The organism is Synechococcus sp. KORDI-49 (assembly GCF_000737575.1).
GTDB lineage: Bacteria > Cyanobacteriota > Cyanobacteriia > PCC-6307 > Cyanobiaceae > Parasynechococcus.
The window spans coordinates 2,127,906-2,140,645 of sequence record NZ_CP006270.1; the positions used below are offsets into that span (position 1 = coordinate 2,127,906).

Annotated in this window: 16 protein-coding genes; 9 read left to right on the forward strand and 7 right to left on the reverse strand. The window is 57.3% G+C overall.

Annotated elements, in window-relative coordinates:
• The first annotated feature begins 344 nt into the window (after positions 1-344).
• Together KR49_RS10850 and KR49_RS10855 are read left to right on the forward strand one after the other, a co-directional pair.
• The gene (locus KR49_RS10850) at positions 345-803 is read left to right on the forward strand and encodes a cupin domain-containing protein (protein ID WP_173402147.1); all 459 of its coding nucleotides are present in this window, start codon (positions 345-347) and stop codon (positions 801-803) included.
• 46 nt (positions 804-849) lie between these two features.
• Positions 850-1,059, forward strand: a complete 210-nt coding sequence (locus KR49_RS10855) for a YqaE/Pmp3 family membrane protein (RefSeq protein ID WP_043695249.1) — start codon at positions 850-852, stop codon at positions 1,057-1,059.
• Positions 1,060-1,094: 35 nt separating this feature from the next.
• Here KR49_RS10855 and KR49_RS10860 read toward each other — a convergent pair whose 3' ends face one another.
• From KR49_RS10860 to KR49_RS10870, 3 genes are read right to left on the reverse strand one after another with little or no spacing between them, the layout of a single operon-like run.
• Positions 1,095-2,054, reverse strand: a complete 960-nt coding sequence (locus tag KR49_RS10860) for a glycine betaine ABC transporter substrate-binding protein (RefSeq protein ID WP_043695252.1) — start codon at positions 2,052-2,054, stop codon at positions 1,095-1,097.
• Positions 2,051-2,962 (reverse strand): proline/glycine betaine ABC transporter permease, encoded by a 912-nt coding sequence (locus KR49_RS10865; RefSeq protein WP_043695255.1) that lies wholly within the window; start codon positions 2,960-2,962, stop codon positions 2,051-2,053. Before KR49_RS10865 ends, KR49_RS10860 begins: the two co-directional genes overlap by 4 nt.
• A complete protein-coding gene (locus KR49_RS10870; protein ID WP_043695258.1) occupies positions 2,959-3,966 on the reverse strand; it encodes a glycine betaine/L-proline ABC transporter ATP-binding protein in 1,008 nt (335 codons plus the stop codon). The genes KR49_RS10865 and KR49_RS10870 overlap by 4 nt, the downstream gene beginning before the upstream one ends.
• A gap of 304 nt (positions 3,967-4,270) precedes the next feature.
• Here KR49_RS10870 and KR49_RS10875 point away from each other — a divergent pair, with 304 nt between their 5' ends.
• Both KR49_RS10875 and bsmB read left to right on the forward strand, forming a co-directional pair.
• Complete coding sequence (locus tag KR49_RS10875) at positions 4,271-5,119, forward strand: class I SAM-dependent methyltransferase (protein ID WP_043695261.1); 849 nt, start codon at positions 4,271-4,273, stop codon at positions 5,117-5,119.
• Positions 5,120-5,124: 5 nt separating this feature from the next.
• Positions 5,125-5,967, forward strand: coding sequence for a dimethylglycine N-methyltransferase (gene bsmB, locus KR49_RS10880; protein WP_173402148.1), 843 nt, complete (start codon positions 5,125-5,127; stop codon positions 5,965-5,967).
• Positions 5,968-5,993: 26 nt separating this feature from the next.
• Here bsmB and KR49_RS10885 read toward each other — a convergent pair whose 3' ends face one another.
• Both KR49_RS10885 and KR49_RS10890 read right to left on the reverse strand, forming a co-directional pair.
• The gene (locus tag KR49_RS10885) at positions 5,994-7,235 is read right to left on the reverse strand and encodes a DUF389 domain-containing protein (protein WP_071839739.1); all 1,242 of its coding nucleotides are present in this window, start codon (positions 7,233-7,235) and stop codon (positions 5,994-5,996) included.
• Positions 7,219-8,013, reverse strand: coding sequence for a prohibitin family protein (locus tag KR49_RS10890; RefSeq protein ID WP_043697382.1), 795 nt, complete (start codon positions 8,011-8,013; stop codon positions 7,219-7,221). The genes KR49_RS10885 and KR49_RS10890 overlap by 17 nt, the downstream gene beginning before the upstream one ends.
• A 99-nt stretch (positions 8,014-8,112) precedes the next feature.
• On the opposite strand from KR49_RS10890, the gene KR49_RS10895 reads away from it, so the two are divergent.
• The gene (locus KR49_RS10895; RefSeq protein ID WP_043695264.1) at positions 8,113-8,367 is read left to right on the forward strand and encodes a hypothetical protein; all 255 of its coding nucleotides are present in this window, start codon (positions 8,113-8,115) and stop codon (positions 8,365-8,367) included.
• 203 nt (positions 8,368-8,570) lie between these two features.
• Here the strand turns inward: KR49_RS10895 and KR49_RS14430 are convergent, their stop codons facing one another.
• On the reverse strand, positions 8,571-8,792 hold the full coding sequence (locus KR49_RS14430) for a hypothetical protein (protein WP_253912756.1): 222 nt from the start codon (positions 8,790-8,792) through the stop codon (positions 8,571-8,573).
• On the opposite strand from KR49_RS14430, the gene KR49_RS14510 reads away from it, so the two are divergent.
• Positions 8,782-8,904, forward strand: a complete 123-nt coding sequence (locus tag KR49_RS14510) for a hypothetical protein (RefSeq protein ID WP_255475551.1) — start codon at positions 8,782-8,784, stop codon at positions 8,902-8,904. The two genes, KR49_RS14430 and KR49_RS14510, sit on opposite strands and share 11 nt — an antisense overlap.
• Before the next feature lie 541 nt (positions 8,905-9,445).
• On the opposite strand, the gene KR49_RS13965 is transcribed toward KR49_RS14510, so the two are convergent.
• On the reverse strand, positions 9,446-9,589 hold the full coding sequence (locus tag KR49_RS13965) for a chlorophyll a/b-binding protein (protein ID WP_162176162.1): 144 nt from the start codon (positions 9,587-9,589) through the stop codon (positions 9,446-9,448).
• Positions 9,590-9,803: 214 nt separating this feature from the next.
• Between KR49_RS13965 and KR49_RS10905 the strand changes: the two genes are divergently transcribed.
• The 3 genes from KR49_RS10905 to KR49_RS10915 all read left to right on the forward strand — a co-directional run bounded on the left by KR49_RS10905 (position 9,804) and on the right by KR49_RS10915 (position 12,723).
• Positions 9,804-10,217, forward strand: coding sequence for a hypothetical protein (locus tag KR49_RS10905; RefSeq protein ID WP_043695271.1), 414 nt, complete (start codon positions 9,804-9,806; stop codon positions 10,215-10,217).
• 228 nt (positions 10,218-10,445) lie between these two features.
• Complete coding sequence (locus KR49_RS13050) at positions 10,446-12,053, forward strand: leucine-rich repeat domain-containing protein (RefSeq protein ID WP_052378240.1); 1,608 nt, start codon at positions 10,446-10,448, stop codon at positions 12,051-12,053.
• Between the two features lie 55 nt (positions 12,054-12,108).
• Positions 12,109-12,723, forward strand: a complete 615-nt coding sequence (locus KR49_RS10915; protein ID WP_156957184.1) for a hypothetical protein — start codon at positions 12,109-12,111, stop codon at positions 12,721-12,723.
• Positions 12,724-12,740 lie beyond the last annotated feature (17 nt).

Genomic DNA, 12,740 nt, shown 5'->3' on the forward strand with positions numbered 1-12,740 from the left:
TCAATGTGTTGCTGATTTCTGCGTCAAGCATGATGCGCATTTGATCGAGCTGATCGACAAGCGCTCGAAGTGATCGGAATGGTCTTATTTTTTTGCTTCTTCAGTGATCCGGCTGTGCCGGCAGGGTTCTTGCATTTTGCGAACTTGATGGCGTCACTTTCGCTGGATCAGCGGTCCGGTGATTTGCGCTGATAAAACTGGGCTTTTGCAGTGCTGGTGACTCAGCATCAGGTCTCTCATGCCGTTTGATTGTTGAATCTGAAGAGAAGGAAAATCCCCCTCCCTCCTTTCTTCAAGGGTGCGTCTGGTTGTGCCAGCGTTGCAGGGCTCTGAACAGATCAGTGGTGGACTCTTTCGACGCTCTCGTGTCGCGCCTGGGGTTGCAGCCCCATCCCGAGGGTGGGTGGTACAGGGAATTGCAGCGCAGCTCAATCCAGGTGACCAGGCCTGATGGCGAACAACGCAGTGCGATCACAACCGTGCTGTTCCTTCTTGGTGCCAACGATGTGAGTCGCTGGCATTGCGTTCATGGTGGTGACGAGATCTGGACCTTCCTCGGAGGAGCTCCGCTCAGCCTTTTTCAGCATCCAGATGATGCGAACGCCTCGGATGAAGACGTGCTCAGCGCTGATCAGCCCGTGGCCTGCGTTCCAGCCGGGGTCTGGATGGCGGCGCGAAGTCAAGGTGAGCACAGCCTGGTGAGCTGCTGTGTCGGTCCGGGGTTCAGTTTTGACGATTTCGAGATGCTGCGCGATCGAGTTCGCTCCCGTTGGCCGATGGGGATCGACGAGGCCTTGCTCTGATGAGTGTTCGTTTTGCTACAAGAAAGGGGGTGTGATCTGAGCGTCCATGACTTGCGGTGACATCTTCCGTCTCATCATTGCCGTGTTCCTGCCCCCGCTCGGGGTGTTCACGCAGGTGGGCTTCAGCGGGCCGTTCTGGTTGAATCTCGTGCTGTTCGCGCTCGCGCTCGGTGGCTTTCTGGGCCTGCCACCGCTGTTCGGAATGGGAGCGATCGCCATCATTCATGCCTTCTGGGTGATCCTCACCAGAAAGTGACGACCGCGTTGGAATGTTGAGCCGGAAGGGTGCGGTTAGCTGGCGCTCATTCGGCCGGTGCACCAGTAGGTGACCCGAGCCGGATTGCGCTCCAGGTAAGCCGCCACCGCCTCCTCCGCGGACTGCTCCTGCGCCTGCAGCAGCAGGCCATCAAGGTCGCTGTCCGGCAGGTGGAACCGGCTGAGGAAGGCGGTCACCGACGGGGCGCGCCGATCCAGCCCCTGGCGTGCCACCGCATGGATGCGTTCCGTGCCGCCGAACACTCCGTCGGGATCCTTGAGAAAGCGCAGGTTGTAGCGGGCGAACATCCAGTGAGGAGTCCAGCTGGTGGCGATCATCCAGCGTTTCTCGTCGATGGCCTGGGCCAGCACCGCCGCCATCGCGGCACTGCTGGATGCCACCAGGTCCAGGTCCTTGAGGTCGTAGCGCTTCAATGCCTCCAGCGATGCCTGATTGAGACCTGAACCTGGGTCGATGCCCTGAACGCGGTTGGCGAAGCGGGTCGCGAGGTCGGGATCCTTGAGCTGTTCGATGCTGTTCAGCACCGTCTCCGGAACGTAGTCCGGAACAATCCAACCGAGACGACCCGAATACATCGGCCCCAGATCGAGGACACGATCCCTGATACGAGACCAGTAGTCCTGGTGCGTACCAGGCAGCCAGGCCATCAGCATCAGATCCAGATCTCCCCGTGCAACCGATTCGTACTGGATACCGATGTCTGCCATCACGCGCTCCACAGGCACGTTCAGGCGTGACTGGATCAGCTGTGCCGCCATCAGGCTCACCACCTCGGCATCGGCCCAGGGCGACCAGCCCAGCTTCAACGGCCTTGCGTTGTCCATCGACTGCTCCTGGCTCTGCAGGGAAGCGGTTGTGTTGACCGATCCGCTCTGCTCGCGGCCACGCCGGGCGATGTTGAACAGAGATGCGCCGGCAAGGCCGATGCCTGCCAAGAGAACGGAACGTCGTTGCCAGCGATGGTTGGCCTTCATCGAACCCTCCACAGATCAAGGAAGCCGCGAAACCGGTCCGGCAGAGACGTTGACGGGGGTGTGGTGAAACTCTGAGTCAGCCGGTCGAGGATCACCGCCAGGATCACCACCGCCAGGCCTCCTTCAAAGCCCAGGCCGATGTTCAGCTGCTGGATGCCACGCAGCACCACGTCTCCCAGTCCGCCGCCTCCGATCATCGAGGCGATCACCACCATCGAGAGCGCCAGCATGATCGTCTGGTTTACGCCGGTCATCACCGTGGGCAAGGCGCTCGGGAGCTGCACTTTGCGCAGCAGTTGAAGCTCTGAGCAGCCGAAGGACCGACCGGCTTCCATCAGATCCGCTGGAACCTGACGGATGCCCAGAACGGTGAGCCGCACCACAGGCGGCATGGAGAAGATCAGGGTGGCGAGGATGGATGGCACTGCCCCTGTGCTGAACAGCATCACAGCGGGGATCAGGTAGACGAAGGCCGGCATCGTCTGCATCAGATCCAGCACCGGACGGGTGATCTGCCAGAGGATGGTCTGACGGGCAGCCAGCACACCAAGCGGGAGCCCGATCAACAGCGCCAGCAGCGAGGCGGCCAGAACAAGCGCCAGCGTGCTGATCATGGGATCCCAGAGCTCCATCACCAGAACCAGGTTCAGCCCCAGCAGCGTGAGCAGCGCGAATCCGGCACTCACCCGCCAGAGCCCGAGCGCAGCCATGAGGATCGCCAGTACCCAAGGGGCAGGGGCCGACAGGATCTGTTCACAGAACTCAGCCATGCCAAGGATCAGGGCATTGACTGCATCAAACAGACCCTGGCCATGGTCCAGGAGCCAGCGCACGATCGCATCAGTGGCGATGCCGATGGTGCCGGCTTCGGTTGAACTCGCGAGCAGGGGGAGCATGGAATCGGTCATGGCGTGGCGATGGCACGCAGCAGCGTCTGCGGGGTGACGACACCGATCAAATGGTGGTCATCGCCGACCACGGGGACGGGGCGATTCGCCCGGGCGACGGTGGGGATGGCATCCCGCACCAGGGTGGCGGCGTTCAGTAGGGGAAGGCTGCGGTTTCCCAGATCGAGGACCATGCCATCGGGGGCCGGCTCTGCCAAGGCGCCGACACGGAGCACCGCCGAGGCGTCCACCGCCTTGAAGAAACGGCTCACGGCTTCCTCAGCCGGGTGGCGGAGCAGTTCCTCTGCGGTGCCGCACTGCAGCAGCCGTCCCTCCTGCATCAGGGCGATGCGATCGCCGATGCGAACGGCTTCATCCAGGTCATGGGAGATGAACACCACGGTGCGGCGATGTTCGCGCTGGAGATCGAGCAGCAGATCCTGCATGTCCCGTCGGATCAAGGGATCCAGGGCTGAGAAGGCCTCGTCCATCAGCAGGATCGGTGGATCCAGAGCGAGTGCCCGGGCGAGCCCCACCCGTTGTCGCATCCCGCCGGATAGCTGGTCCGGTCGGCGATGGAGATCGTTGCCGAGCCCGACGCGTTCCAATGCCTGCTGAGCCCGCTCCTGGCGCTGACGCTTCGGCATTCCGGCCACCTCCAGTCCGAAGGCGGCGTTCTCCAGGGCGCTTCGATGCGGAAACAGGGCGAAGGACTGGAAGACCATGGCCATGCTGCGTCGGCGAAGCATGCGCAGCTCCGAACCGCTCAGATCTCCGAGACGCCGCCCACTGACCAGGATCTCCCCAGCGCTGGGTTGGATCAGGCCGTTCAGCATGCGCAGAAGCGTGGACTTGCCCGAGCCCGACAGCCCCATCACCACGAAGATCTCACCTTCGCCGATCGTCAGGGACACGTCCCGGACGGCGACCCGCGCCAGCGGGTCCTGCAGATGAGTCTCTGGATCGGCATCACGCCGGCCGCCGAAGACTTTCCAAAGCTGTTCAATGCGGATCAGCTCATTCATTTCCGCTGATCAACTCAACCTGATGCTACGGGTGTGAGCAGGCAGCACCTTGTTCTGCCTTGTTGTTGTTTCGATTGATTGAAATATTCTGAAAGTCCATCCGGCACAGTCGATCCCAGGTGTGGCTGCGCGGCATAAATGGCGACAGGTTTGCGCCATCACTGACAACTGAGGAGTTTGTGTATAGGGTCTGAACATCTGAGCAGATGCTCTGTTCGGAGTCGGATCACTTCTTCCATTGTTCGTCACGTTTGAAATCGTGTTCTCAGGAAGTGGGTCTGGGTAAACATTCGGCCCATTTGGTATGACATCAACACAGAACGAGTTCACTTCCGCTGAGTCTGATCATCAACGTTTCGGTGATTCTCCGGAGTCCGTTCGTGAAACTGATCACTATCAGCAGGAGTACATCGAGGACTTCACCGACCGCTGGGACCGCCTGATCGACTGGAACGCACGGGCTGAGGCGGAGGGTGACTTCTTCATCCGTATTCTCAAGGAGCACGGCGCCCACTCGGTTCTGGATGTCGCCACCGGCACCGGCTTTCATTCGGTCCGTCTGCTGGAGGAGGGCTTTGATGTCATCAGCGCCGATGGCAGCCCCAACATGCTGGCCAGGGCCTTCCGGAATGCCCGCAATCGTGATCAACTCCTGCGTACGGCCCAGGCGGACTGGCGCTTTCTGAACCGCGATATCCATGGTGAGTTCGATGCAGTGATCTGTCTGGGTAATTCCTTCACCCACCTGTTCAAGGAACGGGACAGGCGCAAGTCTCTGGCTGAGTACTACGCCGTGCTGAAGCACAACGGCGTTCTGATCCTTGATCACCGCAATTACGACCGGTTGCTGGAAGGCGGCTCTGCTGTACGCCAGGGCAAAGGCAACGTCTACTGCGGTCAGGACGTGGAGGTCGGCCCCGAGCATGTGGATGAGGGGCTCGCCCGATTCCGTTATGCCTTCGGTGATGGCAGCACTTACCACCTCAACATGTTCCCGCTGCGTTATGGCTATGTCAGACGTCTGATGTCGGAGGTCGGTTTCCAGAACATCACCAGCTTTGGTGACTATCAACGGAGTTACGAAAATCCCGACTTCTATATTCATGTGGCGGAGAAGGAATACCGCTTTGATGTTGATGCAACGATGCACTGAGATCGATGAGCATGACCAGTGGCACCGCGGCGGATGATGTTGCGGCTCATTACTACGACAGCAGCGATGCAGACCAGTTCTACGAACTGGTCTGGGGCGGTGAGGACATTCACATCGGTCTCTATGAGACTCCTCTCCAGGAGATCGCAATTGCCAGCGAGCGCACAGTGCAGGCGCTTCTGGCACTGGCGACAGATCTGCCCTCAGGGGGGTGTGTGGTGGATCTTGGTTCCGGATACGGGGGGGCTTCCCGACGTCTGGCCCGCTGGAGTGAACGACCGGTCCATGCGATCAACATCTCCACGGTGGAAAATGATCGGCATCGCCGACTGAATGTTGCGGCTGGGCTGGCGGAACAGATCACAGTCCACGACGCATCCTTTGAGCAGGTGCCCGCGGCCGATGCCAGCGCGGATCTGGCGTGGAGTCAGGATGCAATCCTGCATGCCGGCGATCGGGCCCGGGTGTTGGCCGAGGTGTCCCGCCTGCTGAAGCCTGGCGGCTGTTTCGTGTTCACCGATCCGATGGCGGCCGATGGTGTGGAGATGGGGCTTCTTCAGCCGATTCTTGACCGAATTCACTTGCCGGATCTCGCCTCACCTGCTCGCTACAAGACCTGGGGAGAGGCGGTTGGTCTGACGCTGGAGGTGTGGGATGAACGCACCGAGATGCTGGTGCGTCACTACGACCGGGTCCGCCAAGACACGCGGTCCCGCCGCGCTGAACTGGAAACCACAATCAGTGCCGGCTATCTGGACCGCATGGATGTGGGTCTTGGCCACTGGGTGGATGGTGGCCAGCAGGGTCGCCTCAGCTGGGGGCTGATGCGCTTCCGGAAAGCGGGCTGATCAGGAGGGGAGGACTGATCACCCCATCAACGGGTTTCAGAGCGGCTCCGATTGGTGGCTTGTTCAGGATCGGAATCCAGCTCCAGAGCTCCCTGTTCAAGAACCTGCTTGGTCTGTTGCGGACTGAGCAGTGGTGATCCGGGTGCGGAAGCATCCGGTTGATTGACCTCACGGCCCTCCACAACGGAAACATTGATGCGTTGAACCTGAACCTGGAATTTCAGGCCTTCCAGTCGAGATCCGATCCTCTCATTGATTGTGTCTTGAATGATCTGGACTTGTTTGTAACTGGGAAGATTGGGATTGGTGACCCGAACCACCACTTCTACAGTTGGAGATCGTCGCTTCTCCCAGAAGTTCGGCCAGTCAAATGCAATGCTGTTCAAGGCCAGCGACTCGTTGGCTCCGAAAGTCAATGTTTTGCTCTGGAGATAATCGCGAATTGTCTCTTCGATTTTCTGTTGTGCGAATTCTGTGCGTTTGTCGTAAAGCTGGGCAACGAAGCGATTGCGCAGAGGAACTGTGATCACAACCATCAACACGAGGGAGCCAATGAATGGGATCTTCGTGCGCCGGCTGGTGAGGAGCTGACCCCGTAAATACGGCTCACGGATCGCCAGCACGGTCACCCCGCCGATCAGAATCCCGAGCAGGTTGGCGGCGAACAGCAAACCGGCACCTTCTGCGTTCTCCCATTCGCCACTCGCGATCATCAGTCCCATCACGCAGATGGGCGGAACCAGTGCAACGGCGATCGCCGTGCCCGCCATTGAGCTCACTGTGCTGGGCTTCACCTTCGCGTAGGTCGCCATGGCTCCGGCGATCAGGGCGATGGCTAGATCGATCAGGTTGGGATTCACCCGGCCGCTGATTTCAGCCGGCATGGTCTCGGCGACCAGCAAGCCACGCGTACCCGCCCACAGGCCAAGCGCAATGGCCAGCATGGTGGTGCTGGCTACACCGATGCTCAGGGTGCGTGATGCCCTCAGCAACAGGCCCCAATCGCCAACGAGAATGGCAAACACACCGGTGCGAAGGGGGAGGATCCAGGGTGCAACCACCATGGCCCCGATCACAACGGCGGTGTTGTCAGAGAGCAATCCGAAGGTTGCAATCAGGCCGGCTCCAATGCTGAGCACCACATAGGGCTCATTCAGCTCGGCATCCTTGTCGTAGCTGCGGTGCAGCTGATCGAGGGGTTGCCCCTCCTTCAGGCGGGGTTTTGGGGCAAAGATCCGGAACACTCCTGCCTCACCGGCGACCTCCAACGATCACCGGAGTTGAGCCCCCTGTGGTGCCAGGCAGTGCCGGAACCACTTCCGTGCGGCCATCCCATTTATCGAGAAACAGTTTGAACAGCACCTGATCGTCGAGGCTGCGGTTGAGCGTGTCGTATCGGATTGCCTCCTGTTCAGCGATCTTCACCTCGGTCTGGGCACGCAGCAGTTGCTGCTCGGCGATCTGTTTCTGCTCAATCGCGGCCCGGTATTCCTCTGCGATCTGCAGACCGGTGAGATCAAGGCCACGCACTTCCACGTAATCGAACTTGTCCAGTTCCTGGGCCACGGTTCGCTCCACCAGAGCGGAGATGTCATTCCATTCCGTTGCGATGGTCACCAGTTCGTACTGGGAGAAGACGGATTTCAGCGCTTTCAGCAGGGAGGGCTGAATGATGCGTGGATAGATTTCCCGATCATTCCCGGCGATGGTCCGGTAGATCCGCCCGGCTTCGTCAGGACGCACGGCATATTTCACTGTTGCCGTGGCCTCGATCACCTGCAGATCCTTGGTGAGCGTCGCGAATTCCTCCGGCCGCACCTGGGTTCGCACATCGAATGGATACACCGCCTGAAGGAAAGGGATCTTCAGGTTCAGGCCAGGCAGTCGAGAGCCACCGCTCACCTTGCCGAGGGTGGTCACCACGGCAACCTGTCCGGCCGGGACGATGAAGGTGGCCTGGCCCAGCAGCAGCAGGGCGCTCAGCAGGAGTGCCACCACCAGCACCAAACCATTGCCGGCGTCGTTGATCGGGCGAGGGGTCTGCATTCCGTTGCGATCCACTGCCCTGATGATGTCGGGTGGAACGCACCACCGGTGTCACGAGACCGGCCGTGGCGCTAAACCGACACCATCCGGGATCTTGGAATGGCTCCAGACCGTGCCCGTGTCGCAGCGCTTCTTCAACTGCTCATGACCGTCAGCGCCATGGTCATGGCTGTGGCGCTGGTGCGGATCGATCAACGTCTGTCCCGCAATGACCAGCTGCGTTCGCTCTGTGCCGCCTTCTGGGGAGCACCGGATTCAGGGGAGCGAGAATCTCAGGCCTGGGCGGAGACCAAACGGCTCGTTGGGGTTGATCAGCTCGACATGCTGAGCTTCTGCCGCTTCTACGGTGAATAGCGGGAGCTGGCCGGAGTTCAGACGTGGTGCTCGAAGCCTTCCCTCGTCTCAGTCCTCTTCGGAGCTTGCATCGATCAGATCTGCCAGGCGCTTCCCTTCGCAGTGGCGACATTCCTGGTGATCCAGCTTGAAGAAATTCAGGGTCAGAACATTTCTGCAGGAGGTGCACTGCCGTGTCTCCGCCGGAGGAGTTGCGTAGGACATCAACGGTTGCGTCTCTTGGCCGATAACTGGCACTGTGCCACCTCCTGAACGATGTGGAACCGGCGGCTGAGGTCCAGAATGAACTCAACGTCAGGGGTCAGTATGGCGAAGGAGGCGAGCCCCAGGGCCGGGCAGAAATCGAGGCGACGTCGATCCCGGTCCGTTCCCATTGAGCAGGTCTCTCCTGCTGTGCTCACGGCGACCAGGGACGTGGCATTCACCCTGGATCAGCTCGGACTCGACCCCGATGCCGAGGATGTGCTCAAGGCCGTTCTCGAAAGAGCCGAGCACTTGGAGGAGCAGGCCAGCGGAATCACAGTGATCGACGACTGATCCATGTCCATCAGACGGTTTTCCGCCTTTCGTTCATGAGGAGGAAGGCCTAAAGTGTTGTTGAGAGCGAATCGACAGATGTCGAGCCAGCGATCGGATTGGAATAAACCTTGATTGATCCATGCCAACAACCAAAAAGAACCATCGTTCACCTCTGGGCCAACGTGCGGCCGGTTTCAACGATTCAAAGCACGCACACTCGGAACCGTCCATGTCTGATTCCCTGACCACGGTGGTGACCTGCCATCGTCAGCAACTGGTGTCCTGGGAGGACGTGATCGGACGTCGCTGAGATCCGAAGGGAGTCAGACCAGGGACAGCCCGAAGTGCTGGGCAATTCCCATAAAGCCAAGAACCATCAGGGCTACAGCGACAAATGAAAGGCCAGTGGCCACTTCGTTGTGACGTTTTCTCTGTTCATAGGTGCGCATTGCTCTCCTGCTCCTTGATGCAATTTCAGGGAACTTAAGGGCGAGCTCTGAATAATTTCCTCAAGGAACATAAAACGAATCGTTTGAACACAGAGATTCACGCACTCCGTTCAGAAGCCGCCGGGTCGCATGATCAGTGGATGGCCGATCGACCATTCAGCCAGCGTGGCGGCCACAACGGCCACCATGGCGATCCGGCCATTGGTGCGTTCAGCCCGTCTGAGGTAAGCGTGCCGTCGCTGCAATCGGGCCATGGCCAAATACCGGGTTGTATTGGCCGAACGCATGACGCCCACACCTGTTTACACATCTAAACATTCGGTTGCTGCCGGTTTTGTGATCAGGATGACGTTCTCGTCAAACGATCAGGGCTGTCTCGCGAGATCGCGATTCCGGAAGCGGCAGGCTTGGTAGACGCGACTGAAGGAAGTCGCCATTCTGAGAAGGCGTTAAGGCTTCAGCCGAATCATGGCGATCCCCAATGCTTTGATTCCTTCGGACGAAAAGCGTGCTGTTAATAAGCCCAGGCTGATCTTTGCCGTTGTGGTGATTGGTTTGTTCGGCATTGCCACTGTAGGTTCGCTTGTCAGTGTTGTGTTTAAGCAGTTCACTCCTGCTTTGACTGATGAGGAAGTTGTTGTTGTTGGTTACCTAGCGGCATTCCAATGCCAGAAGCAGAATGGACGAATCTCAGATGCTCAAGGCCGTAGTATCCTTCAAGATCTCATGAGTGAAAATGGCATGGACGCCACCGTTTTGCAGCGTCCGATTGTTGTGAAAACGGCTGACCTTTATGTGAGCAGTCTTGATCAGTCGTGCGGTGCTGGAGATCGTGATGAAAGCATGGAAATTCGGCGACTTTCTGAACAGGTCAGAAAGTAGAATCGCTTCACGGTGATCACCGCTCACGATCCTGGAAAGCTTGAATGACGATGGATCATAATTCTGAAACGACTGCTTTGATCTCAACTCAGTCATGACAATTGATGCAGGCTTTCCCTATGCTTGAGGTGGGAGCGTAACCCAGGGTGCTAGAGAGATTGCCGGTCAAGGAGAATTATATTTTGTTGGAAATCAAATAAAGGTGAAGAGCTGTGCTCACTTCTGTTCTTGCTGGCTAAAATCAATTTTATTTCGGCCGGTTCAGTGAGTTTTAATTACGCACTCAATGGTGATGAGCTGACTGTTGAAGAAGGGTCGACAGCGATTCCCGAGTTCGCATTCCGTCAGAACAATCTCTTCCTGACGGTGGTTCTGCCGACCACGCTTGAGACGATCGGTCGTTTTGCCTTCGACGAAACGAGCTTGACGGAAGTCAGTCTTCCTGATTCGCTGATCACCATTGAGCAGGGTGCCTTTCGTCAGTCTGACCTGACAGAGCTGGTTGTACCGGATTCCGTCGTATCGATTGGTGCTTCCGCGTTTGACAATACTGATCTGGTCGCCGTCCGATTGCCAGAATCGTTGACGTCGATTGGCGACTATGCCTTTTATAACACTCCTCTGACGCAAGTCATCATTCCCGAGTCTGTTCAAACTTTGGGGCGTGGGGCATTTGCTGCGACCAATATTGAGTCTGTTGTTGTTCCAGCTTCCTTCGCGGGAAATTTGCCGACCAATGCCTTCAACCCTGGCACTGAAATCACGTTATCGGCGGAAGCTCCCGCGGAGGAGGTGAGAGAAGAGCCGACAGCGGAAGCTCCTGCGGAGGAGGTGAGAGAAGAGCCGACAGCGGAAGCTCCTGCGGAGGAGGTGAGAGAAGAGCCGACAGCGGAAGCTCCTGCGGAGGAGGTGAGAGAAGAGCCGACAGCGGAAGCTCCTGCGGAGGAGGTGAGAGAAGAGCCGACGATTGAACCATCCGCATCCAAGTCTCCAGGATCCCCATCGAACGCTGCTTCTTCATCGAACACTGCTTCTTCGAGTTCATCAGCACCTTCGGTCAGAAGTGCTTTGGAGAGCCTTGGAGCTGTGAATCAGGTGGTTGACTCAATACAACGCGTGGTTGACAAGGTGATTCAAGTCGGCGACTCCGTGAAGCTTTCCAGCTCAGATGCAGAGATCATCGTCCCTGAGAAATTCTCCGATCTGATTTCCATTGATCATTCGTTGGCCAACAAAATTGCATTGAATGCGCCGTCATTTGTCAAGAACCTTGACGTTGAGATGCAGGTCCCTGGCTTGCAGTTGGATGCAAAAAAGATGGCCAAGTCAGATATCGTCTTTGCCTCAGGGCTTAATGCAGAGTTGGTCAGTGAAGTGCGCAAGATGAAGAAGGTATCGATTTCAATGTTTAAGGGGGATGATGTTGTTCGCTTTGTGGATGGGGCAATTATGAAATCTTCTGTGTCGACTGGCCAGGGAGATGACCAGGTCATCCTGGGGCAAGATGTCACGGTCGGCAAAAACTCTAAGTTCAGGCTGGGGGAGGGAAGTGATCAAGTAGATATCCAGGGCGAGGTTAAAAAAATGAAAATCGATTTAGGCGATGATAGAAATGCTGACGTCGTCAGTTTGGAGGCAGAGGATTTGATTTCCAAGAAGCTAAAAATTTCCAATTTCAATCGTGATGATCGGTTGATTGTTGATGGTGATGTCTTTGGGTATTCGGATCTGCGTGATAATGATTTCGATCGAATCAAGATCGGTTTTGCTGCGTCGTCGGGCATTGGTAAAGTGATTGATTCTCTGGGGATCAGTGAATTGTCGGATATTTTGTGAGGCATGTTGTTCCTTGATCAAGTCTCTCCGTGATTTGTCTGTCCTTTGATCTGCTGTGACGGTTGAACGACACGAACTGCGTCTGTTTCTCAATCAGCCTGTTGTGATTGTTGGTCGTCTTAGTAAGGAAAATAGTATCAATGGCAATCATCGTAATGCCTGTTTGCGCGCGATTGAGATGCGCCCTTTGGTGAGTGATACAGCGATTCACACTCTGGATGCTGTGCGTGTTCATCATGGTTGGCTGCAGCTCACTGGCATGGAATACAGCATGCCTGGCCTGGTACCCATGCTCTGTACGGCAGCGATGGTCAGCAGGTACACCAGAAGCAACGGCTCAACAGATCTTGGTTTTTCTCCGTTTGCTTCTGTCTGCCTTGACTTTGTGGTGCGACGGGCGGCTATGAAAAAGACAGATGTCCTCGCCAAACAGTTCATCGGCGACCAGTTAAACGCGATCGAACAAGGTCGATCATTTTTTTGTTTGCAGGCAGATCCAGCCACGGTGTTGATGCAGCTTAAGCTCTGGCTGATTCGTGACTCTCAGCCGCCTCCCCATGGAGCAAGGCTTACTGACATCCTGTCGATGATCGGAATACAAAATTGTAAGTCCACCGGATTTGTGGAAATCCCAAGAAAAAATCCATCTGAGGTATCTGGTTTTGGTTGATGCTCTGTGGTTGGTTC